We start from the raw sequence: 19827 nt of genomic DNA on the forward strand, positions 1-19827 counted from the left end.
GATCTATGAAGTAGCGGTGGTGCAGAACAAGGTTGCGCAGTTCTTCGAAAGGGCAGCCGATCTCGGTCTTTCCGGTGTCGAGGTAAGCGAAGACGTGATCGACCCGCAGTCGGCGGAAACCCGCTCGGCGCATATTCGCCTTGCCGCGTCTTCCGGTCTCTTCGTCTTCACGGAGGTGGGCCGGAAATTCCCGGACGCACCGCTCGACGTCGATGCCATCGCGAGCCTTGCGGCTCGGGACCTCGATGCCGGCGCCAGCAAGATCGTCGTCGAAAACAGCGATATCGTGCAGATCGTCGAGCGCGACAGCGACGAGCTGCACCGGTTGGCGGAGCGTATTCCGCTCGAAAAGCTCGTCTTCGAGATCGGCCCGGCCGGCGGCGCCAAGGTCGCCGCATGGCTGTTCCGCGCCTTCGGGCCGGAGGTCAACATCGAAAACCTCGATCTGCGCGACGTCGGTACGCTGGCCGCGCAGCGTGCCGGTCTGCACCGCAGCGTCGGCCTCACCTTCTTCGATCGATACACAGTCGCAGCTGCCGCCGAATAGACGGCCGTCATCCAACTTCCGCGCTTCCGAAACGCTCGGGCCGGCACAGCCAACTGGAGAGAGACAATGACCACCACATGGACCTTCAATCGCCGCAGCCTGCTGCAAGGCGCCGCCGTCGCGCTGTCGCTGACCGTCGCAACGGGCCTCCTTCCCGCGGAGGCAAACGCCGACGAGCTGCCGCTTGCCGTCCCGGCCGGAACCAAGCTCGTCGTGACCGATGACGCGAACCGTTTCGAGACGCTGTTCACGCTTTCCGGCGAGCGCGACAAGCTCGCCTCGGAAGTGACCTTCGTCAATTTCAGCAGCGGCCCGATCGGCCTCGAGGCGATCCGTGCCGGTGAGGTGCATGTCGGCGAGGTCGCCGACGTGCCGCCGATCCTGGCGCACTACTCGGGTGCGGATGTGCTGATCGTCGCCGCCGTGCGCCGCGACGGCAGCGGCCTCAGCATCGGCACGGCACCGAACTCCAATATCAAGTCTCTGGCCGACCTCAAGGGCAAGCGCGTCGCCTTCGGCGAGGCAACGGCGGCACAGGCGACCGTCATCCGCAATCTTCAGTCCGTCGGCCTAACGCTCGCCGACATCGAACCCGTCATCCTTGCGCCGAGCTACTACTCCGACGCCCTGATCAGCGGCGAAGTGGACGCGGCGCCGCTGAAGCAGCCCGCCGGCGCACGCTATCTCGCAAGAGCAGGCAAGGACGGCGCGATCTCCATTCCGAGTGCGGCAGGCGCCTATACCGGCCTGCACTATCTCTACGCCAGCAAGGCGGCGCTTGCCGACCCGGCACTTTCCGCCGCGATCCGCGACTACGTGGTTCACTGGTATCGCGCCGAGCGCTGGCGCAACGAAAACCAGAATGTCTGGCTGAGCGAATATCTGGTCAAGGGGCAGGGCATTCCCGCCGAAGACGCCGACGCGATCCTCAAGGCGGACGGCAATGCCTCCACGCCGGGCTTCACCGATGAAATCCTCGGGATCCAGCAGGCGACGATCGACCTCCTTCAGAAAGCCGGCTCGTTTGCCGACAAGGAGCTGAAGGCAAAGGACGAGTTCGACTTCCGCTTTGCAAAGCTCTCGGCCGACGACCAGACGGCCCGCGACACCAACTGAGCCCTCGCGGCGGGCGTCGTCCGGTGGACCGCGCCCGTTTCGTTTCATAACAGAGAATTGCCCGAGCGAGGAAGAGCCCCATGACCGGCACAGCAAGACAAATCCATCTCAACCTATTCCTGCCCACCACCGGTCATCATGAAGCCTCCTGGCGGCATCCGGGGTCCCGGCCGGGCGAAATCTTCTCGCTGGCCTACTACAAGGAAATCGCCGGCATCGCCGAGCGCGGCAAGTTCGATTCCCTCTTCCTCAGCGATCACCTCGCGCTTGGCCGCAACTACGAATTCGGGCCGGGCGCCCACCTGGAGCCTCTCACCCTGCTTTCGGCGCTGGCAGCCACGACGTCGCGCATCGGCCTGATCGCCACGGCCTCCACCAGCTACACCGAACCCTACAATCTCGCCCGTCTCTTCGCCTCGCTCGATCACATCAGCGAGGGACGGGCGGGGTGGAACATCGTCACCTCCTGGTCGGACGCCGCATCCGGCAACTTCGGCCGCACCGAGCGTGCCTCCCACACGGAACGCTATGCGCGCGCCACCGAATTCGTCGAGGTCGTCTCGAAGCTCTGGGACAGCTGGGAAGATGACGCCGTCGTCGCCGACCGTGAAAGCGGCCTCTTCGCCGACCGCCACAAGATCCACAACGTCGAACATACGGGAAAATACTTCAAGGTGAACGGCGCGCTTGACGTGGCGCGCAGCCCGCAGGGTTATCCCGTCCTGCTCCAGGCCGGCTCTTCCGTCACGGGCCGGGCCTTCGCCGCGCGTTACGCGGAAGCGATCTTCACCGCGCAGCAGGATCTGGGCGAGGCGCAGGCCTTCTACGTCGATGTCAAGAACCAGGCGAAAAGCTATGGCCGCACCGCCGATTCCATCGTCATCCTGCCGGGGCTCGGCCCGATCGTCGGCCGCACGGAGGCGGAAGCGCGGGAGATAGAACGGGAACTGAACGAGGCGACGATCCCGCAGGTCGGCCTTCGCCATATCGCCGCGCGTTTCGATGGCGTCGATCTTTCCTCCTACCCTCTCGACGGTCCGGTTCCTCTGCATGCGCTTCCGAAGCCCGAGGACGTTCAGGGCGCCAAAAGCCGCTCGCAGCTCATCTACGACCTGATCGAGCGTGAGAAAAGCCTGACGCTCCGCCAGCTTCTCTGGCGGCTCGCGGGTGCGCGCGGCCACGGAACCGTTGTCGGCACCGCCGAACAGGTCGCCGACCGTATCCTCGGCTGGGTCGATCAGGGTGCCTCGGACGGCTTCAACATCATGCCGCCCTACCTGCCCGGGTCGCTGGAAGATTTCGTCAACGAAGTCGTTCCCATCCTTCAGCAGAAGGGCCGCTTCCGCACCGAATACGAAGGCCGGACGCTGCGCGACCATTACGGCCTGAACCGGCCTGCCAACCGCTTTGCCAACAGCCGGCTCGCCTCGTGACCGCCAAGTCGACCACGCCGTTCCGCGATCTTTGGAAGGTGCCGGGATACGCGATCTATTTCGCGTCCCGCTTCGCCTTTCATCTGCTCATCCGGATGCTGGTGGTGGTCATCGGCTGGCACGTCTACGAGCTGACGGGCGATCCGCTTCATCTCGGGTTCGTCGGTCTGGCCATGTTCCTGCCGATCCTCGTGATCGGGGTCTTTGCGGGGGATTGGGCCGACCGTTTCAACCGCGCCTGGCTGGTCGCCATCGGCTTCCTCGCCGCCGCCGTATCGATCGCCGGTCTCTTCCTGCTCTCCTTCCAGTCGTCGCCGGATCTCCTGCTCGTCTACGTCGCGGCGCTCCTGTTCGGTGCGGCCGTCGCGCTGGCGAAGCCTGCGCTCTGGGCCTTGCTGCCGCAGGTCGTCCCGGCGGAAATGCTCGCCTCCGCCGTGAACATCTCCACCATCGGCGGGCAGTCGGCGACGATCGCCGGGCCGGCTTTTGCAGGCCTTCTGCTGCTTGCAGGTCCCGCCAGCGGCTATGCCGGGGTCGGCCTTGCCGCGCTTGCGGGCGCTGTCCTTTCCCTGCGCCTTGCTCCGTTGGCAACCGTACCCCCACAGCGCGAAACAGGTGAAACGACGGCCCAGCGCCTGCTGGCCGGCCTTTCCTATATCTGGGCCACGCCCATCCTGCTCGGCATGGTGCTGCTCGATCTGTTCGCCGTGCTTTTCGGCAGCGTGGTCGTGCTGCTACCGGCCTTCGCGAAGGACATCCTGGAGGTTGGGCCGGCTGGGCTTGGCCTGCTCAGGGCCGCGCCCGCCGTCGGCGCCGTCTTCGCGGCCTTCGTTCTCGCCCGCGCCATGCCGCGCCGGAAGGCCGGAACGGCGATGCTGGGCTTCACCGCGCTTTTCGGCCTGTCGGCCTTCGTCTTCGCGATCTCGCGCGATTTCACGCTGTCGCTCGTGGCGCTCGGCATCGGCGGTGCGGCCGATACGGTCAGCGTCGTGATGCGGCACACCGTGCTGCAGCTCGGCACGCCCGATGCCGTGCGCGGCCGGGTGAATGCCGCGTCGCAGATATTCATCAGCGCCTCCAACGAAGTCGGCGACTTCCGTGCGGGCGCCGTTGCCGGCTGGCTGGGCGTGGTGCCGGCAGCGGCCGTGGGCGGCCTCTGCACAGTGCTGGTCGCAGCGCTCTGCGCCTGGCGGTTTCCGGCGCTTCGCGGGCTGGCCGATCCGGGCTCCCTTTCCGCCGGTATCGGGGCCGGGATCGGATTGGCAACGCCGAAACCCGTTTCCGCAAGCTGATGTCCGATCCCGATTTCCGAGGAGTGTCCCATGACTGACCAGGCCAATATCGACCCGACCGGCTTTCTCGGCGCCCGCTATCCGGCGCCTCGCCTCTTCGGTTCCCCTGAGGCGGCATCGCGACCGGCGGCAAGACAGCAGCGCGTGCTCGTGCCGCGCAAGCTTCCGCCGGTAGCCCTGCTCTTCGGACCTTTCGCCGTTCTCGCAATCTGGCAGATCTCGTCATCGGCCGGCTGGCTGCCCGCCAATATCCTGGCAGCCCCCTCGACGGTGCTTTCAGTCGGCATCGATCTCGCCGCGGACGGCACGCTCGGCAAACACTTCCTCGCCTCCGCCGCGCGCGCCTATCTGGCGCTTGTGCTGGGTGTGGTCCTCGGCCTGGTGCTGGCTCTCCTGTCCGGCCTGACGCGGATCGGTGAGGCCTCTATCGACGGGCTCGTCCAGATCAAGCGCGCCATCCCGACGCTCGCCCTCATTCCGCTCGCGATTCTATGGCTGGGCATCGGCGAGGTGATGAAAATCACCATCATCGTCACCAGCGTACTCGTGCCCGTCTACATCAACACCCACGCGGCGTTGCGCGGCATCGATATCCGTTATGTCGAGCTCGCCCGCACGACGGGGCTGACGCATTGGGAATTCATCCGCCAGGTGGCGATCCCGGGTGCGCTTCCGGGCTTCTTCACCGGCCTCAGGCTCTCGGTCACCACCTGCTGGACGGCCCTTGTCGTGCTGGAGCAGATCAACACGACGCGCGGCATCGGCTACCTGATGAGCCGGGCGCGCGACTACGGGCAGACCGAGATCATCGTCGTCGGCCTCGTCATCTATGCGGTGCTCGGCCTTGCATCAGATGCCATCGTTCGCGTCTTGGAAAACCGGGCGCTTTCCTACCGAAAGGTCATCGGAACATGAATGCAGACGCCCTCCAGAAGCATGTCGCCCATACCCAGCCGGTGCATATCCGCAACCTGACGCGGGGCTTTTCCGGCCGGGCCGTGCTCAAGGATGTGTCGCTGGACATTCCCGCCGGAGAGTTCGTGGCGCTGATCGGCAAGAGCGGCTCCGGCAAGAGCACGCTGCTTCGAGCGCTCGCCAAGCTCGACGACGATGCCGAGGGTGACGGCACGATCGACGCGCCGGAAAATCTCTCGGTGCTGTTTCAGGATTCGCGCCTGCTGCCCTGGCATTCGGTTCTCGACAATATCGCGCTCGGGCTGCGTCGAGGCGATGCGAAGGATCTGTCGCTCGGCGTGCTGAACGATGTGGGTCTGGGCGGGCGGCAGGACGCTTGGCCCAACATGCTGTCGGGCGGCGAGCAGCAGCGCGTCGCGCTTGCCCGGTCGCTCGTGCGCCGCCCGGATCTCATCCTCGCGGACGAGCCTTTTGGTGCACTCGACGCGCTGACGCGCATCCGGATGCACGGCCTTCTGACGAGGCTTGTTTCCGTCTACCGCCCGACCGTCCTGCTCGTCACCCACGATGTCGACGAGGCGCTGGTGCTCGCGGACCGCGTCATGGTGATGGATGACGGCGAGATCGTCTTCGACCGGCCTGTCGGTTTCGCAAGGCCGCGCGTGAAGACGGACGATGCTTTCGCAAAGCTGCGCGGCGAACTGCTGGCGGCACTCGGCGTTGAGGAATAGGTTTTTCTTGTATCAGTGCCGATAATCGTGGCGCATGTGGTCCGACGGCAAGAATCCGTCCGGCAGCCAGACATTTTTTAGACGGAAGCCATAGCCGTACCATGACCGCCATACCTGAAGCCGCCGCTCTCGACTCATCACCAGAACCGCGCATCCGGAATTTCGTGCTCTTCGCCGCGGCCCAATGCGCGGGCGCCACCGGCATCTGGGCGCAGAAGACGGCCGTCGGCTGGCTGGTCTGGGACCTGACGCATTCGCCGGCCTGGGTCGGCGCGATCGCGCTCAGCGACCTGATCGCCGCCATATGGGTGGCGCCTTTCGCGGGAGCGATCGCCGACCGGTCCAATCCCTACCGCCTGATCCGGCTGACGCAGCTTTTCGCCATGGCCAATACCGGCGTCGTCTGGGGGCTGGTCGTCGCGGGGCTTGCCTCCCCGCTGCTGCTGCTTGCCTGGGCTGTCATCGATGCCACCTTTCAGGGCTTCAACCAGCCGGTACGCATGCTCGTGACAGGATCTCTGGCACCGGAAGGCCGTTTGTCCCAGGCGATAGCCGCCAACTCCATCGCCTTCAACCTGGCGCGAACTATCGGGCCGGCGATTGCCGGGCTGCTCATGCTTTATTCGGGCATTTCCAGCGTCTTCCTGCTGAATGCCTGCTCCTTCGTCGCCGTGTTCGCCGTGCTTCTCCACGTCCGGCGCTGGATCGACAGGCCCGCGTCGGCGCCCCGTTCGACACGGCTCATCGGCGACGTGCGTTCGGGTTTTGCCTATATCCGCAACACCGGCCCCATCGCCATGCTGTTCCTCCTGACCCTGTCCTTTGCGTTGCTCGCACGCCCGTTCACCGAGTTGTTTCCGGCAATTGCAGGTGGAAGTTTCGCAGGCGGCCCCGAACTGCTGGCGATGCTGATGAGCGCGCAGGGCATCGGTGCCCTCATCGGCGCCTCCTGGATGCTGAAGCGGCGAAGCCTTCAGGTTCTGGCGCGCATCAGCTATGCTTCAGCGCTCGGCATTGCCGCCTCGCTGGTCGTCTTTGCGCTTGCGGCAGGTCCTCTGGTCGCCCTTCCGGCCATTGCCGTGGCGGGCCTCTTCCATGTCGCCTGCAACATCGCCATGCAGTCCATGGCGCAATTGATGAGCGCGCCGGCGATGCGCGGCCGCGTTGTCGCGCTCTACACGCTGATCTTCCGCGCCGCGCCGGCGCTTGGAGCCTTTGTCATCGGCATTCTGGCGCAATGGATCGACCTGCAGGCCCTGATCGGGCTGGCTGCCGCAGCTTTCGCCCTTGCCGTCCTCGTCATGGTGCCGAAGGCCCGGCGTCTGTACTTTTAAAACTAGATAAGGGCAGTGTCTGGAAGCTCATTGCCGAGCGAAGTCTGCCTGAAAAAATCTCCGCCTGGACGCTCGCGCCGTCTATAGCGAAGACGTTTAAGGGCGGCGTTCCTCCTGAAGGCTGGCAGGGCGCGATCTTTGAGATCATGCCGGAGCCAAGCAGCGTAATCGTCAATCTTCACGCCCTCTATCAGGCTCCCGATTTTCGCGCTGCGATGGAACGCGAAAGCAGCGCAATCGACGGATTCTGGGATGGGGCCGGTCGATACGGCAACATGCAGGCCGAAGTCGTCCTCAGCATCGAAAATCTTGACCGCGCCAGCGTACACGCTCTTGGCGGTTACTCCAGTGACCGTGACACGCTCATCCGCATGATGTTCGATCAGGAGCCGACAGAGGAGCTGATCACATGGTTCGAAACGCAGCAGAAGAATGCGGGAATCGAACTGGGCGCATTCTGGCTAGACGGCGAACCATTGCAACGTGTCCTCAAGCGAATGGAACCTCACATTGCCCGGCTGAAGCCTATAAAGGCGGCGCAGGACGAAGCAAAGAGGGCCGCGACGTCAGGGGTCGATGAAAATTCATAGAGCAATTGTAATGACATACGAGTTCCCAGTTTCATCCTCTGTGGCCCGCCAAATTTTCACCATTCCGGAACAAAGCTGGGCACTCGGGCAACCGGTGCCGCCCTCGGGCCGGTCGTATACGTCCCTATGCAAATCGATGTCCTTTAGCGACCAGAACTGGTCTCGATCGCGGCGATGCCGCCCCTGCCCAGTGGCGTCAGCCGAGCTTCAATCCGCGCAACCGCAGTGCATTTCCGATGACGCTGACCGAGGAAAGCGCCATGGCGGCAGCTGCGAGGACGGGTGAGAGCAGCAGGCCGAACGCGGGGTAGAGGACACCGGCTGCCAGGGGGATGCCGGCGGCATTGTAGATGAAGGCGAAGAACAGGTTCTGGCGGATATTTGCCATCGTTACCTGCGACAACCGCCGCGCCTTGACGATCCCCAAAAGATCGCCCTGCAGCAGGGTGATACCGGCGCTCTCGATTGCGACATCGGTCCCCGAACCCATCGCGATGCCAACATCGGCCGCCGCAAGCGCGGGGGCGTCATTTACGCCGTCACCCGCCATTGCCACCACGCGGCCTTCCGCCTTGAGACGGTTCACCACCGCACTCTTTTGATCCGGCAGAACGTCCGCCTCGACCTCGTCTATGCCAAGCTTGCGGGCGACCGCTTCCGCCGTGGTCTTGTTGTCGCCGGTCAGCATCACGATGCGAATGCCTTCCGCATGCAACGCGTTGATCGCTTCGGCCGTCGTCGCCTTGACCGGATCGGCGATGGCGAAGACGCCGCCGATCGCACCATCGATGCCGATATAGATCGCCGTCGCGCCATCATGGCGCAATGCGTCCGCCTGCGTGGCGAGAATCGATGGATCAATGCCATGCTCTTTCATGAACGAGGCATTGCCCAGTACGATCGCCTTACCCTCGACGCTGCCGAGCGCGCCCTTGCCGAGCGGAGAGTCGAAGCCGGTCACTGCCGGAACAATGATACCCTTCGCGTCGGCTGCCGCCACGATTGCGAGCGCAAGCGGATGCTCCGAGACCTTTTCGACGGCAGCGGCCAACCGCAGGATTTCCGCCTCATCAAAACCGATCGCCGCTACGATCGCTGTCACGGACGGCTTGCCCTCGGTGAGCGTTCCCGTCTTGTCGACAATGAGCGTGTCGACCTTTTCCATGTGTTCGAGCGCTTCGGCATTCTTGATCAGCACGCCGGCGCCTGCGCCCTTGCCTACGCCGACCATGATCGACATCGGCGTGGCCAGCCCCAACGCACAAGGACAGGCGATGATCAGCACGGAGACTGCCACGACCAGCCCATAGGCTAAGCGTGGTTCCGGCCCCCAGATGCCCCAGGCGACGAAAGCGAGAATCGCAATAACGATAACCAATGGCACGAACCAGCCGGAAACCTGGTCGGCCATGCGCTGGATCGGGGCGCGCGAGCGTTGCGCATCAGCGACCATCTGAACGATGCGTGCCAGCATGGTATCTCGGCCTACCTTTTCGGCGCGGATCACCAGCGCGCCGGTCTGGTTCAGCGTGCCGCCGATGACATGATCGCCCACAGTGCGGGTGACGGGCATGGATTCGCCTGTGACCATCGCCTCATCGAGCGACGAGCGCCCATCTTCCACGAGGCCATCGACCGGCACCGTTTCGCCGGGACGAACGCGCAGCCTGTCGCCAAGCGCGACGTATTCCACCGGCACGTCTTCCTCCACGCCGTCATCACCGACGCGCCGCGCTGTCTTTGGCGCCAGATTGAGAAGGGCCTTGATCGCGCCCGAGGTTTGCTCACGGGCGCGCAGTTCGAGCACCTGACCGAGCAGCACCAGAACGGTGATGACCGCCGCCGCCTCGAAATAGACCGCGACCGTGCCGTCCGTCGCGCGGAACGCTGTCGGGAAAATGCCCGGCGCAATGGCAGCGATGATGCTGTAGGCCCAGGCAACGCCGGTTCCCATGGCGATCAGGGTGAACATGTTGAGGCTGCGGTTGACCAGGGACGCCCAGGCTCGCTCGAAGAACGGCCAGCCGCACCACAGGACCACTGGCGTCGCCAGAACGAGTTGTGACCAGATGGAAACTTGGGTTGGCACAAGATGATGTAGCACCGGAAAGAGATGGCCGCCCATTTCGAGCACGAACACGGGAACCGCGAGAACCAGCCCGATCCAGAAGCGCTTCGTCATGTCGGCGAGTTCAGGACTGGGGCCGCTGTCGGCTGTCACGATCAGCGGTTCAAGCGCCATGCCGCAGATCGGGCAGCTTCCCGGTCCGTCCTGCCGAATCTCGGGGTGCATCGGGCAGGTCCAGATCGTACCTTCGGCCGCTTGCGGCGTGTCCGCATCGGTGCGTCCGCCAAGATATCGTGCGGGATCGGCCTCGAATTTTGCCTTGCATGAAGCCGAGCAGAAATAGTGCGTGTGCCCCTCGTGTGTCAGGCGATATTCAGCCGTCTGCGTATCGACCTCCATGCCGCACACAGGGTCCTTGACCCGATGCGCATCGCCCGAATGGCCATGATTATGGGAATTGTGGGGATGGTTGCTGTGTTCGTGCATTCTCTAACCTGTCGCCTCACTTGGGCATGTTGACTTCATCTCGGCCGGTCGCTGCCAAATACCGTGCTCGGTCTCCCCACCATCTCATACAGCATCAATTATAGCTGATGCCCGGAGCAACTGGCCATAATCAATCCAGCGGCGGACCCGATTCATACACAGCGGCACCATCGCGCTGGCTGTGGAATTCACCGGCAACGCTGACGTGGACCTTATGCGTGGCATGATCCCGCACCTCAGGGCGCAATCGACATGGCGAAAGTCGTGCTGGAGTACGTTCAGGACCGAAAGATCCACAAACTCACCGAAGAGGTGATCAACGAGGGCGTCCGCGCACTCCCAAAATTTAAAAATTATATCGAAGAAACAATGATATAAGAGTTATCAGCTTCATCCTCTCCGGCGGCCACCCCACTAGGGGTAGGCTTGGCGGGTTAGAGCGTTGCCCCCTGCGTGATACGCCCTCTTATAATTGAAGCCATGCTGGTCTGTCAGCTCGATCCCAATGCGAAGCCGGGTGCCGAAGCACTTCAGCGCTGTCAGGTTGTGCGCGGAAAAGCGAACTTGCACCCGGCAAATACCGACATGAATGAGATCACCATCGCTATGACGACGATCCAAAGCAGGATGCTCAATCCTGGCGAGGATAGCGCGGCGCCACCGATTGCCGCGCCGGCGAAGATAACCCCGACCGTCACTTTGTTAGTGGCCCTTCAGCCGTTCTCGTAGGAACTCGATGAAGCGTTGGGTCTTAGCCGGCACGAGGCGGGTTTCGGTGACGGCGTAGACAGTGGCAGGCGACCCCTGCCAGCGAGGCAGAATGCGACGCAATTGGCCGTTAGCGGGTTCGTCGGTCACCAACTCTTCGGAGATGAATGCGATACCCAGGTCGAGCGTGGCCAACCGGCGGATCATGCCGACGCTGTTGAGCCGGAACCTTCCGCCGACGGCAACCTCGATGGTGCATGGCCCGTCGCTCAACGTCCATGTGCTGGATGTGGGCAGGCATAAGCATTCGTGTTCCGTCAGCGCCGATGGGTTGCCGGGCTCGCCATGCCGCTCGATGTAGCGAGGTGAGGCATAGAGACGGGATCGCAGCTGAGCTAGAGGCCGGGCGATCATATGCGAGGGCTCGAGTTCGCCCATGCGTATCGGCTCCTGGAGGCCGCGCGCAAATCCGGAGTCCCCCGCTTCATCCCCTCGGATTACTCGATGAACCTGTTCGGGCTGGGTGAAGGTGAGAACATATACCTGCCGCTTATGTACTGGCGCGGCATGCTCAGCGGAAAGGGCAAGCTGGGGCCGTTGGTCAATACGCGTTACCCCACATCCAGCCCCTGACCGTCGCGGACTATGTCCGGCGTGAAGGGCTTTAAGGTGACGTGAGGATCGGACGCGCATTTCCCGCGCCAAACACGCACGCCATCCCGACGGATTGCCACTGCAGTCTCTTTTCATTGACACGTCGAGGCCGATATATTCTTCCATGGCTGTTCTCCATTGATGCTTGGGCCTGGCGTCCAGTCGAGGGCCCGTACTTCATCTTATCGGGGAACAGCCGCCATCCAAGATCATGATCGGCTTGAGAGCGGTACCGCTCCCGCGATTACCCCATGTGGATGCCCCCTACCGACGGCATCGCAATGTGCCAGAGTGATGTTCGCCAGAGCGCCACTTAGAGGAGAGGGCATCCATGAAGGAAGTTTGCATCGTCGGCCTGGACCTAGCAAAGAGGGTGTTTCAGGTTCATGCCGCCAGAAGCGATGGAAGTGTGGTCTTGCGCAGGAAACTGTCTCGCGGCCAAGTGGTCACAGTTCATAGGCGCGCGCAACCTCCGCCACCGTCCCTCCTGGCGAAAACGCTTCCGCCACAAGCCGCGCTATCTCGTCATCAGACCAATGGCGCGGCGAACGTTGCGACGGCGTCGCCGTCAAACTTTCGAATGTCCGAACCTGATTCACCTTGTCGCTCATATGGCTCTCCGCATGATTCATGCAGAAAATGAGCTTCCGAGCACAAACGCGCTACGTGGGATCGCCTACCTATTGAGGTTCAGTCGGAAGTCCTCAGCATGCTGGGGGATATCGCGGTGGACAACAGCGGCAAGGCAAGCTTGCATCTGCATGTGGTCCTCGGGTTCTCCGACGGAAGTGCCAAAGGAGGGCATTTCCTGGAGGGCCATGTCCGCCCCACGCTCGAAGTGATTCTGCGGGAAATGTCCGCCGAATTAAAGCGCACGCACCGGCCCGATCTCGGCATTGCGCTCATCGCCCTAGACAAGGTCAACAGGTGAGCGGCTTGTCTGGTTGTTGCGGTTGTGGAAGATTCCTCTACGCGCCGCGCTGAAGGCGCTCGGAGCCGACGAGGTCTGACTCGGCGATGAAAGCCGCGGCCTGACCACTCTCTCGTACGTCTGGTTCCCTTTGCCGCGACTGCCCGCAGCAAAGGGTCAGTTGGCCGTATCGTGGTTTCCGGACAGTCCCCGCAGGATGCCCGTCAGGCGCGTCGCGACCTCGCGGCTTGCCCGGCTGAGGGGACGTTGTTGTCCGGTCACGAGGACGACGTGGCGGTTGATATAGGGCTCGCGGATGACGCTGCTGGCGAACTGGCCCCTCGACGTCTCGTCGGCAATCGTATGGGGTGCCTTCACCATGTAGCAGCCGCACCGGGCGGTCATGGCTTTCTGGCCGCCGGTTGAATCGATGTCGGCCATGACGTTGAGGGAGACCTTCAGTCGACGGGCAACGGAATCCACCATGATCCGCAGCCCGTTCGTCGGAGCCGGCAGGACCAGGGCAAAGTCTGCGAGCCGTTCGAAGGCGATCTCCTCGGGCAGGGTCCAGCCTTCTCTGGGCCCGGCAAGCACCAGGCGGGATTCCAGGAGGAGCGGCCCGTTCTCCATCCTGCCTTCGCGATACTTGCTGTAGGCGCCGATGTCGATCAACCCTTCCGACAGCCAGCGTTCGACCTGATCGCTGAAACCCTCGTAGACCTGCAGCCGTATGCCGGGCGTGTGGGCGCGTAGCTGGTTGACGAGCTCGGGAATGGTGGGCTCGACGAGCGAGGTTGGCAGGCCGAGCGACACGATGCCGCTCGGAAGGCGGCTGAACGCCTTCAGGTCTTCCGCCGCCTGGTCCGCCTCGCGCAGCAGGAAGCGTGCCTTCCTCAGGGCTTCCTCGCCCAGTTCCGACAGCGCCACGCCCCTGCCGGTCCGGTAGAAGAGGGGACCGTCCCATTCCCTTTCCAGGTCGCCGATCGTCCGGCTCACCGAGGGCTGCGCCAGCCCCATGGAAACGGCGGCCTTACTGAAGCTCCCGAGTTCCGCCGCGCGTACGAAAATCCTGAGGCTGCCGAGTTCCATCTTTCCCACCTATACGGAAAATGAATATCCGATATTGGTAGCATGTAGTGGACGGATGACAAGGGAGCGCGATACCTTGCCTTTCATGCACAGAGGAGACCTGCATCAAGCAGGTTGTGCACTTGGGAACATTGGGAGGAGAATGGCATGATGGCCCGAACACGCATGTATCTGACCGTTGGAGGCAGCCTGGCGGCCCTGTTGATGTCCAGCACCGCCTGGGCGCAACAACAGGTCGTCCGCTTTCTGCACAACGAGACCGACCCGCCGAGTATCGAGTTCTTCAACAACGCGATCAAGGCCTTCGAGGCGGAGAACCCCGGCATCCATATCGAGATGGAGGCCGTCAGCACCGATGGCCGGCTTCAGAAGGTTCTCGCTTCGATCAACACGAAGACGATGCCGGAGATCTTTAAGGTCCTGCCGGAAGAGCGCTTCGAGTTCGCCCGCAAGGGCTATCTCGTCCCCCTTGACGACATGATCGACGAGATCGGCCGCGACGACTACGTTGCAGGCTCGCTCGTGCCCGTCGAAGGCAAGATCTATGACGTTCCCTATACGCTCGGCAATTACGGCGTGCTCTGGCAGCGCGAGGATTTCCTGAAGGCCGGGAACATCTCGACCCCGAAGACCTGGGACGAGCTGCTGGCGAGCGCCGAGACGCTGACGGGAGGGGACGGCAATTTCGGCTTCCTGTTCCCCGCCGGCAAGAACCGCATGACGGGGATATTCCTGTCGCAGATGATCTGGAGCGCGGGCGGCACCTATTTCGACAAGGACCTCAACGTCACCTTCGACAATCCCGGTACGGTCAAGGCGCTGACCTTCCTGCGCGACATCGCGAAATTCTCGCCGCGCGGCATCGGCTCCTATTCCTACGGCGACATGATCAACGTCTACCTGACGGGCAAGATCGGGCTCGACATCTATGCGCCGCGGCTCATCGCCACTGCGGCCGCCAACACGCCCGATCTTCTGAAGAACACCGTCGCCGGCAACATGCCGGTCGGCCCGAGCGGCGTCGGGGTCAAGTTCGTGAATGCGAACAGCTTCGCGCTTTCCTCGGAGGCGGTCGGCTCGAAGAATGTCGAGGCCGCGCGCAAGTTCCTGAAGTTCATCGTCACCGGCGAACGCCTGCGGGACTTCTCGCTCACCGTCCATCCCCATCTCATTCCGCCGCTCAAGGGCGTCCAGGAAGAGGTCATCACGCAGGGGGCGGCGCAGACCCTCGGCGGCCGCGAGGAGATTTCCCGCATCGCCTTCGACACCTCCAACGCGCTCGATTTCGAATCGGAGGCCGGTGCGCAGTTCAAGGATGGCGCGGTCATCCGCTCCGGCGTGGTCAATCCCTATATCGGCTCGATCGTCGCACGGGATATCCCCGCCCAGGTCGTGCAGCGCGTCGTCCTGCAGGGTGAGGACCCGGCAGCCGCCGCCGCATGGGGCCAGCAGCGCATGCAGGCCATCGTGGACGATCTGAAGAAGAAATAACGTCCAGACAAGGTCCGCGTGAAGGACACGCGGACCGCATTTTTCAGGAGAAGCATATGTCAGAGGAACAACCGGTGGCGCCGGTCGTCTCATTGCGCGAACGCGTCAAGTCGCCGCCTGCACCGGCCATGGTGGAATCCTATTTCGGCCCCGCGGTCGCCGCGGGGATCCGCTTCCAGTTCGAGCCGGAAATGCGCGTCCACCTCGCCCATGCCGTCATGCTCGCCGAACGTGGCATCGTCGGCAAGGCGGACATCGCCCGCATCCTCGCCGTCCTGGTCGACCTCAAGGCGACCGGCGTCAAGGCGCTGACCATCGATTACCAGCAGGAAGACCTCTATTCCTATATCGAGCGCTACATCGTCGAGACGCTCGGCCCGGAGACCGGCGGGCGCCTGCATACCGGCCGCAGCCGCAACGACCTGCACACGACCTCCTGGCGGCTGGTGCTGCGCGGCCTGCTGCTCGACCTGCTCGACATCGTCGGCACCCTCCGGCGGACCCTGTTGGACATGTCTGGGCGGCATGTCGAGACGGTCATGCCGGGCTACACGCATTCGCAGCATGCCCAGCCGATCTCGTTCGGTTACTACCTGCTTGCGGCCGCCGACCTGATGGAGCGCGACTACGGCCGCCTCCTGCACGCCCTTGCCTGCTGCGACCGCAGCCCGCTGGGCTCGGGTGCCCTGTCGACGACGGGCTTTCCCATCGATCGCGAGATGACGGCGAACCTCTTGGGCTTCTCGCGGCTGGTCGAGGTCGGCTATGACGGCGTCTCGATCCGCGACGACCTCCAGGAGACGGCCGCAGCCCTTGCCGTACTGATGACCGGCGTCTCCCGGATCGCCACCGACGTCCAGACCTGGAACACGATGGAATTCGGCATGCTCGAACTGGACGACGCCTATTCAAGCGTCTCCAGCATCATGCCGCAGAAGAAGAACCCGCAGGCGATGGAGCATGTGAAGGCGGTCGCCGCGATGGCGGTCGGCACGCTGAACACGGTGCTCGCTGCCTCCAAGAACACCGCCCTTGCTGATGTCAACGACGGCGTCACCGCCGGCAACGCGCCGACGATGGACATGCTGGAGCGGACGGCGAGGGCGCTCACCGTCTTCGAGGGCGCGCTGCGCACGCTCACCGTCAAGCCGGATGTGATGCGCCATCTCGCCGAGATCGGTTTCGGCACGGCGACGGAGCTTGCCGACATCATCGTGCGCGAGGCGGGCATGTCCTTCCGCATGGCGCACAACATCGTCGGGCGCGTTGTCCGCGAGGCGATCGAGGCGCATCATACGGCGATGGACATCACATCCGCCGATCTCGACGCAGCGTCGCAGGCCCTGTTCGGCCATCCGCTCGGCATTTCCGCGGACGAGGTGAGGAAGGCGCTGGACCCGAGCGAAAACCTGAAGACCCGCGCCGTCACCGGCGGCCCGGCCCCGATCCGCATGGCCGAGATGCTCGACCGCCGCAAGGCGGGGCTCGAAAGCGATCTCGCCGGCGTCGTTGATATCCGGCGGCGGGTGGCCGAGGCCGACAACACCCTCATGGAGCAGGCGCGCCGGATCATGGATGATGCCGGTTTGCAGACCCCGTCACAGATTGCGAGAGAGAGCCATGGCACGAGTTGAAATCAATCAGATCAGCAAGATCTTCGCCGATCATACCGCGGTTTCCGACGTCAGCCTGACCGTCAACGATGGCGAGTTCCTCGTGCTGCTCGGTCCCTCCGGCTGTGGCAAGAGCACGCTGCTTCGCATGATCGCGGGCCTGGAACTGCCGACTTACGGCGATATCTTCATCGGCGACCGGCGCGCCACGCGCCTGCAGCCGAAGGACCGGAACATCGCGATGGTGTTCCAGAACTACGCCCTCTATCCGCATCTGACGGTCTACGAGAACATCGCCTTCCCGCTTCGGGTGCGCGGGGCGGACAGGAAGCTCGTCGACGACAAGGTGCGCTGGGCCGCCGAGCTGGTCGGCCTCACCCGCATGCTGAAGCGCAAGCCGCGGCAGATGTCCGGCGGCGAGCGCCAGCGCACGGCGCTTGCCCGTTCGCTGGTGCGTGATCCCGACGTCTTCCTGCTCGACGAGCCGCTCTCGAACCTCGACGCCAAGCTGCGCCATTCCTCCCGCGAGGAGCTGCGCCAGTTCCAGGACCGTGTCGGCGTCACGTCGATCTACGTCACGCACGACCAGGTCGAGGCCATGGGCCTCGGCGACCGCATCGTCGTTATGCAGGGCGGCTCCGTCCGCCAGGTCGGCACGCCGGAGGAGATCTACCTCCATCCCGCCGATACGTTCGTCGCCACCTTCATGGGCTCGCCGCCGATGAACCTGGTCGCGACCGGTGACGTCACGCTCGGCTTCCGGCCCGAGAACTTCCTGCCCAAGGCAAGCTTTTCCGCCGACGTCGCCGTCACGCCGATCACCTTCAACGTGCACCGGGTCGAATATCTCGGCGGCGACCGGCTGCTCTACGGGGCGGTTTCCGGCGACCTGCCGGAAACCCAGGTCATCGCCCGCATCCCTTCCAGCGTCTCCTACAGCCCGCTTCTCAACACCAACGTCACCTTCGCCGTCCCCGATCGCGAATTGCGCCGCTTCGATACCGCGAGCGGCAAGGCGATCGCCTGCGAAGCCTCGACGGAGAAGAGGAGGGTGGCCAATGGCTGACAATCGCGCCGCGCTCTCGGGCGACCGCCTGCTCGCCTATGCCGCCCTTGCCCCGAGCGCCTTCCTGCTGCTGCTGCTTGCCGGCGTGCCGACCATCACCGTCTTCGTCACCGCCATGCAGGATGTCGGCATGGGCGATACCGACGGCCCGTTCATCGGGTTCGAGAACTTCGCCTGGGTCTTCGCGGAACCGGCCTTCTACACCGCGCTCTGGAACACCTTCATCTGGGTCTTCGGCAGCGTCACACTGGAAATGCTCCTGGGGCTCGGCCTCGCGCTGCTGCTCAACAAGAGCTTCGCCTTCCGCGGCGCCGCCCGCGCCATCATCCTTGCGCCCTATCTCGTGCCGACGGTCGTGGCCGTGATGACATGGCGCTACATGCTGCATGACATCGTCGGTGTCGTGAACGCCGTCCTCACCAATCTCGGCATCACCGACCAGCCGCTGCTCTGGCTGAACAGCCAGGGCCTGGCGATGGCCTCGGTCATCATGGTCGGCGTCTGGAAGTTCTTCCCCTTCGTCGTCATCGCCATTCTCGGCATCCTGCAATCCATCCCCCAGGAACAGTACGAGGCGGCGAGGATCGACGGGGCTTCGGACTCCCAGCAGTTCTGGCGCATCACGCTGCCCTATGTGCTGCCGGTCTTCCTGCTGACGGCGCTCCTGCGCACCATCTGGTCCTTCAACAAGTTCGAGATCATCTACCTGATGACCGGCGGCGGCCCGCTGGATGCGACTACGACCCTGCCGATCCTCGTCTATCTCAAGGCGTTCTCGGATTTCGAGTTCGGCCGTGCCGCAGCGATCGCCATCGTCACGCTGGCCATCCTGTGCGGCCTGCTCGCCGTCTATTTCTTCTTCATCAAGAGAGCGGAGGCACGCCAATGACAGCCATCACCAACAGCGCCCCCGCGTCGCTGCCGCGCAACCGGGAAATCGCCGACGTGCATTACCTCGCCTCGCGGGTCATGCTCTATCTCCTGGCCTTCGCCGCCGTCAGCGTCATCGGCTTCCCGCTCTTCTGGATGCTGCTCTGCTCGTTCAAGCCGGGCGGCGAACTCTACGCCACGCCGCCGACCTTCCTGCCGAACGAATGGACGCTGCAGAACTACCGCGATCTCTTCGTCCAGACGAACTTCCTCACCTATTTCGCCAACAGCCTGATCGTCGCCTGCGGCGCGACCTTCCTGTCGCTCGTCATCGGCGGGCTCGGCGCCTACAGCCTCAGCCGGTTCCGCTTCTTCGGCATTGCCGCGTTCTCCAATGCGACGCTCGTCTGCTACATGCTGCCGGAAGTGCTGATCGTGCTGCCGCTCTACATCTACGTGGTCAAGCTTGGCATGGCCGACACGCTGATCTCGCTGATCATCGCCAACACGGCGTTCACGCTTCCGCTGGCCCTGTGGTTCATGCGCTCGTATTTCAACGCGATACCCGTGAGCCTCGAGGAAAGCGCCATGATCGACGGATGCACGCGGCTCGGCGCGATGATGCGCGTCACCGTGCCGCTCGCCCTGCCGGGCATCATCTCGGTCGGCGTCTTCAGCTTCAACCATGCCTGGAACGAGTTCCTCTTCGCGCTGGTCTTCGTGTCGTCCGAGATGAACAAGACCCTGCCGCTGGGGCTCGCCACCTGGATCGGTCAGGACAACATCTATTCCTGGGGCATGCTGCTTGCGGGCGCCGTGCTGGTGACGGTTCCGGTAATCCTTTTCTACCTGCTCGTCCAGCGCAAGCTCGTCGTCGGTCTCGCCGACGGCGGCGCCAAGGGCGAATAATCTTT

18 protein-coding genes and 4 pseudogenes are annotated in these 19827 nt (G+C 63.7%); 17 read left to right on the forward strand and 5 right to left on the reverse strand.

The window, feature by feature from the left end; genetic code table 11:
- The first annotated feature begins 19 nt into the window (after positions 1-19).
- From AB3G45_RS03520 to AB3G45_RS03555, 8 genes are all read left to right on the forward strand, one after another.
- Complete coding sequence (locus tag AB3G45_RS03520; protein ID WP_367829251.1) at positions 20-547, forward strand: phosphosulfolactate synthase; 528 nt, start codon at positions 20-22, stop codon at positions 545-547.
- Between the two features lie 66 nt (positions 548-613).
- Positions 614-1663, forward strand: a complete 1050-nt coding sequence (locus AB3G45_RS03525) for a PhnD/SsuA/transferrin family substrate-binding protein (RefSeq protein ID WP_367829252.1) — start codon at positions 614-616, stop codon at positions 1661-1663.
- A gap of 80 nt (positions 1664-1743) precedes the next feature.
- Positions 1744-3096 carry an LLM class flavin-dependent oxidoreductase gene (locus tag AB3G45_RS03530; RefSeq protein ID WP_367829253.1) on the forward strand — a complete coding sequence of 451 codons (1353 nt, stop codon included), beginning with the start codon at positions 1744-1746 and terminating at the stop codon, positions 3094-3096.
- Positions 3093-4388: an MFS transporter gene (locus tag AB3G45_RS03535; RefSeq protein ID WP_367829254.1), complete on the forward strand. Its 1296-nt coding sequence runs from the start codon at positions 3093-3095 to the stop codon at positions 4386-4388. The genes AB3G45_RS03530 and AB3G45_RS03535 overlap by 4 nt, the downstream gene beginning before the upstream one ends.
- Before the next feature lie 30 nt (positions 4389-4418).
- On the forward strand, positions 4419-5303 hold the full coding sequence (locus AB3G45_RS03540) for an ABC transporter permease (protein WP_367829255.1): 885 nt from the start codon (positions 4419-4421) through the stop codon (positions 5301-5303).
- Complete coding sequence (locus AB3G45_RS03545; RefSeq protein ID WP_367829256.1) at positions 5300-6034, forward strand: ABC transporter ATP-binding protein; 735 nt, start codon at positions 5300-5302, stop codon at positions 6032-6034. The genes AB3G45_RS03540 and AB3G45_RS03545 overlap by 4 nt, the downstream gene beginning before the upstream one ends.
- Before the next feature lie 101 nt (positions 6035-6135).
- Positions 6136-7368 carry an MFS transporter gene (locus tag AB3G45_RS03550; RefSeq protein ID WP_367829257.1) on the forward strand — a complete coding sequence of 411 codons (1233 nt, stop codon included), beginning with the start codon at positions 6136-6138 and terminating at the stop codon, positions 7366-7368.
- Between the two features lie 146 nt (positions 7369-7514).
- The gene (locus tag AB3G45_RS03555; protein WP_367829258.1) at positions 7515-7958 is read left to right on the forward strand and encodes a hypothetical protein; all 444 of its coding nucleotides are present in this window, start codon (positions 7515-7517) and stop codon (positions 7956-7958) included.
- Between the two features lie 196 nt (positions 7959-8154).
- On the opposite strand, the gene AB3G45_RS03560 is transcribed toward AB3G45_RS03555, so the two are convergent.
- On the reverse strand, positions 8155-10512 hold the full coding sequence (locus AB3G45_RS03560; protein ID WP_367829259.1) for a heavy metal translocating P-type ATPase: 2358 nt from the start codon (positions 10510-10512) through the stop codon (positions 8155-8157).
- Between the two features lie 175 nt (positions 10513-10687).
- Here AB3G45_RS03560 and AB3G45_RS03565 point away from each other — a divergent pair.
- Positions 10688-10890 (forward strand): annotated as a pseudogene (locus AB3G45_RS03565) (DUF305 domain-containing protein); the annotation flags it as partial.
- Between the two features lie 102 nt (positions 10891-10992).
- Positions 10993-11241 carry a hypothetical protein gene (locus AB3G45_RS03570; protein ID WP_367829260.1) on the forward strand — a complete coding sequence of 83 codons (249 nt, stop codon included), beginning with the start codon at positions 10993-10995 and terminating at the stop codon, positions 11239-11241.
- Here the strand turns inward: AB3G45_RS03570 and AB3G45_RS03575 are convergent.
- A complete protein-coding gene (locus tag AB3G45_RS03575) occupies positions 11215-11658 on the reverse strand; it encodes a substrate binding domain-containing protein (RefSeq protein ID WP_367829261.1) in 444 nt (147 codons plus the stop codon). The two genes, AB3G45_RS03570 and AB3G45_RS03575, sit on opposite strands and share 27 nt — an antisense overlap.
- A gap of 233 nt (positions 11659-11891) precedes the next feature.
- Positions 11892-12000, reverse strand: a pseudogene (locus AB3G45_RS03580) (IS110 family transposase); the annotation flags it as partial.
- A 205-nt stretch (positions 12001-12205) separates the two neighbouring features.
- On the opposite strand from AB3G45_RS03580, the pseudogene AB3G45_RS03585 reads away from it, so the two are divergent.
- Positions 12206-12325, forward strand: a pseudogene (locus AB3G45_RS03585) (IS110 family transposase); the annotation flags it as partial.
- On the opposite strand, the gene AB3G45_RS03590 reads toward AB3G45_RS03585, so the two are convergent.
- Positions 12321-12506, reverse strand: a complete 186-nt coding sequence (locus AB3G45_RS03590) for a transposase (protein WP_367829262.1) — start codon at positions 12504-12506, stop codon at positions 12321-12323. The pseudogene AB3G45_RS03585 and the gene AB3G45_RS03590 sit on opposite strands and share 5 nt — an antisense overlap.
- Positions 12507-12541: 35 nt before the next feature.
- Here AB3G45_RS03590 and AB3G45_RS03595 point away from each other — a divergent pair.
- Positions 12542-12805, forward strand: a pseudogene (locus AB3G45_RS03595) (PPC domain-containing DNA-binding protein); the annotation flags it as partial.
- Between the two features lie 156 nt (positions 12806-12961).
- On the opposite strand, the gene AB3G45_RS03600 reads toward AB3G45_RS03595, so the two are convergent.
- A complete protein-coding gene (locus tag AB3G45_RS03600) occupies positions 12962-13873 on the reverse strand; it encodes a LysR family transcriptional regulator (protein ID WP_367829263.1) in 912 nt (303 codons plus the stop codon).
- Between the two features lie 147 nt (positions 13874-14020).
- Between AB3G45_RS03600 and AB3G45_RS03605 the strand changes: the two genes are divergently transcribed.
- The 5 genes from AB3G45_RS03605 to AB3G45_RS03625 are packed head-to-tail and all read left to right on the forward strand — an operon-like array spanning position 14021 to position 19822.
- A complete protein-coding gene (locus tag AB3G45_RS03605) occupies positions 14021-15364 on the forward strand; it encodes an ABC transporter substrate-binding protein (RefSeq protein ID WP_367829264.1) in 1344 nt (447 codons plus the stop codon).
- A 56-nt stretch (positions 15365-15420) separates the two neighbouring features.
- Entirely contained in the window at positions 15421-16998 is a 1578-nt protein-coding gene (gene argH / locus AB3G45_RS03610) for an argininosuccinate lyase (RefSeq protein ID WP_367829265.1), read from the forward strand.
- Positions 16985-18043 carry an ABC transporter ATP-binding protein gene (locus tag AB3G45_RS03615; RefSeq protein ID WP_367829266.1) on the forward strand — a complete coding sequence of 353 codons (1059 nt, stop codon included), beginning with the start codon at positions 16985-16987 and terminating at the stop codon, positions 18041-18043. Before argH ends, AB3G45_RS03615 begins: the two co-directional genes overlap by 14 nt.
- Positions 18036-18932, forward strand: a complete 897-nt coding sequence (locus tag AB3G45_RS03620) for a carbohydrate ABC transporter permease (RefSeq protein ID WP_367829267.1) — start codon at positions 18036-18038, stop codon at positions 18930-18932. Before AB3G45_RS03615 ends, AB3G45_RS03620 begins: the two co-directional genes overlap by 8 nt.
- Entirely contained in the window at positions 18929-19822 is an 894-nt protein-coding gene (locus tag AB3G45_RS03625) for a carbohydrate ABC transporter permease (RefSeq protein WP_367829268.1), read from the forward strand. The genes AB3G45_RS03620 and AB3G45_RS03625 overlap by 4 nt, the downstream gene beginning before the upstream one ends.
- The last annotated feature ends 5 nt before the right edge of the window (positions 19823-19827 follow it).

Origin of the sequence: Shinella sp. S4-D37, from assembly GCF_040812195.1 — a bacterium.
Classification (GTDB): Bacteria; Pseudomonadota; Alphaproteobacteria; order Rhizobiales; family Rhizobiaceae; genus Shinella.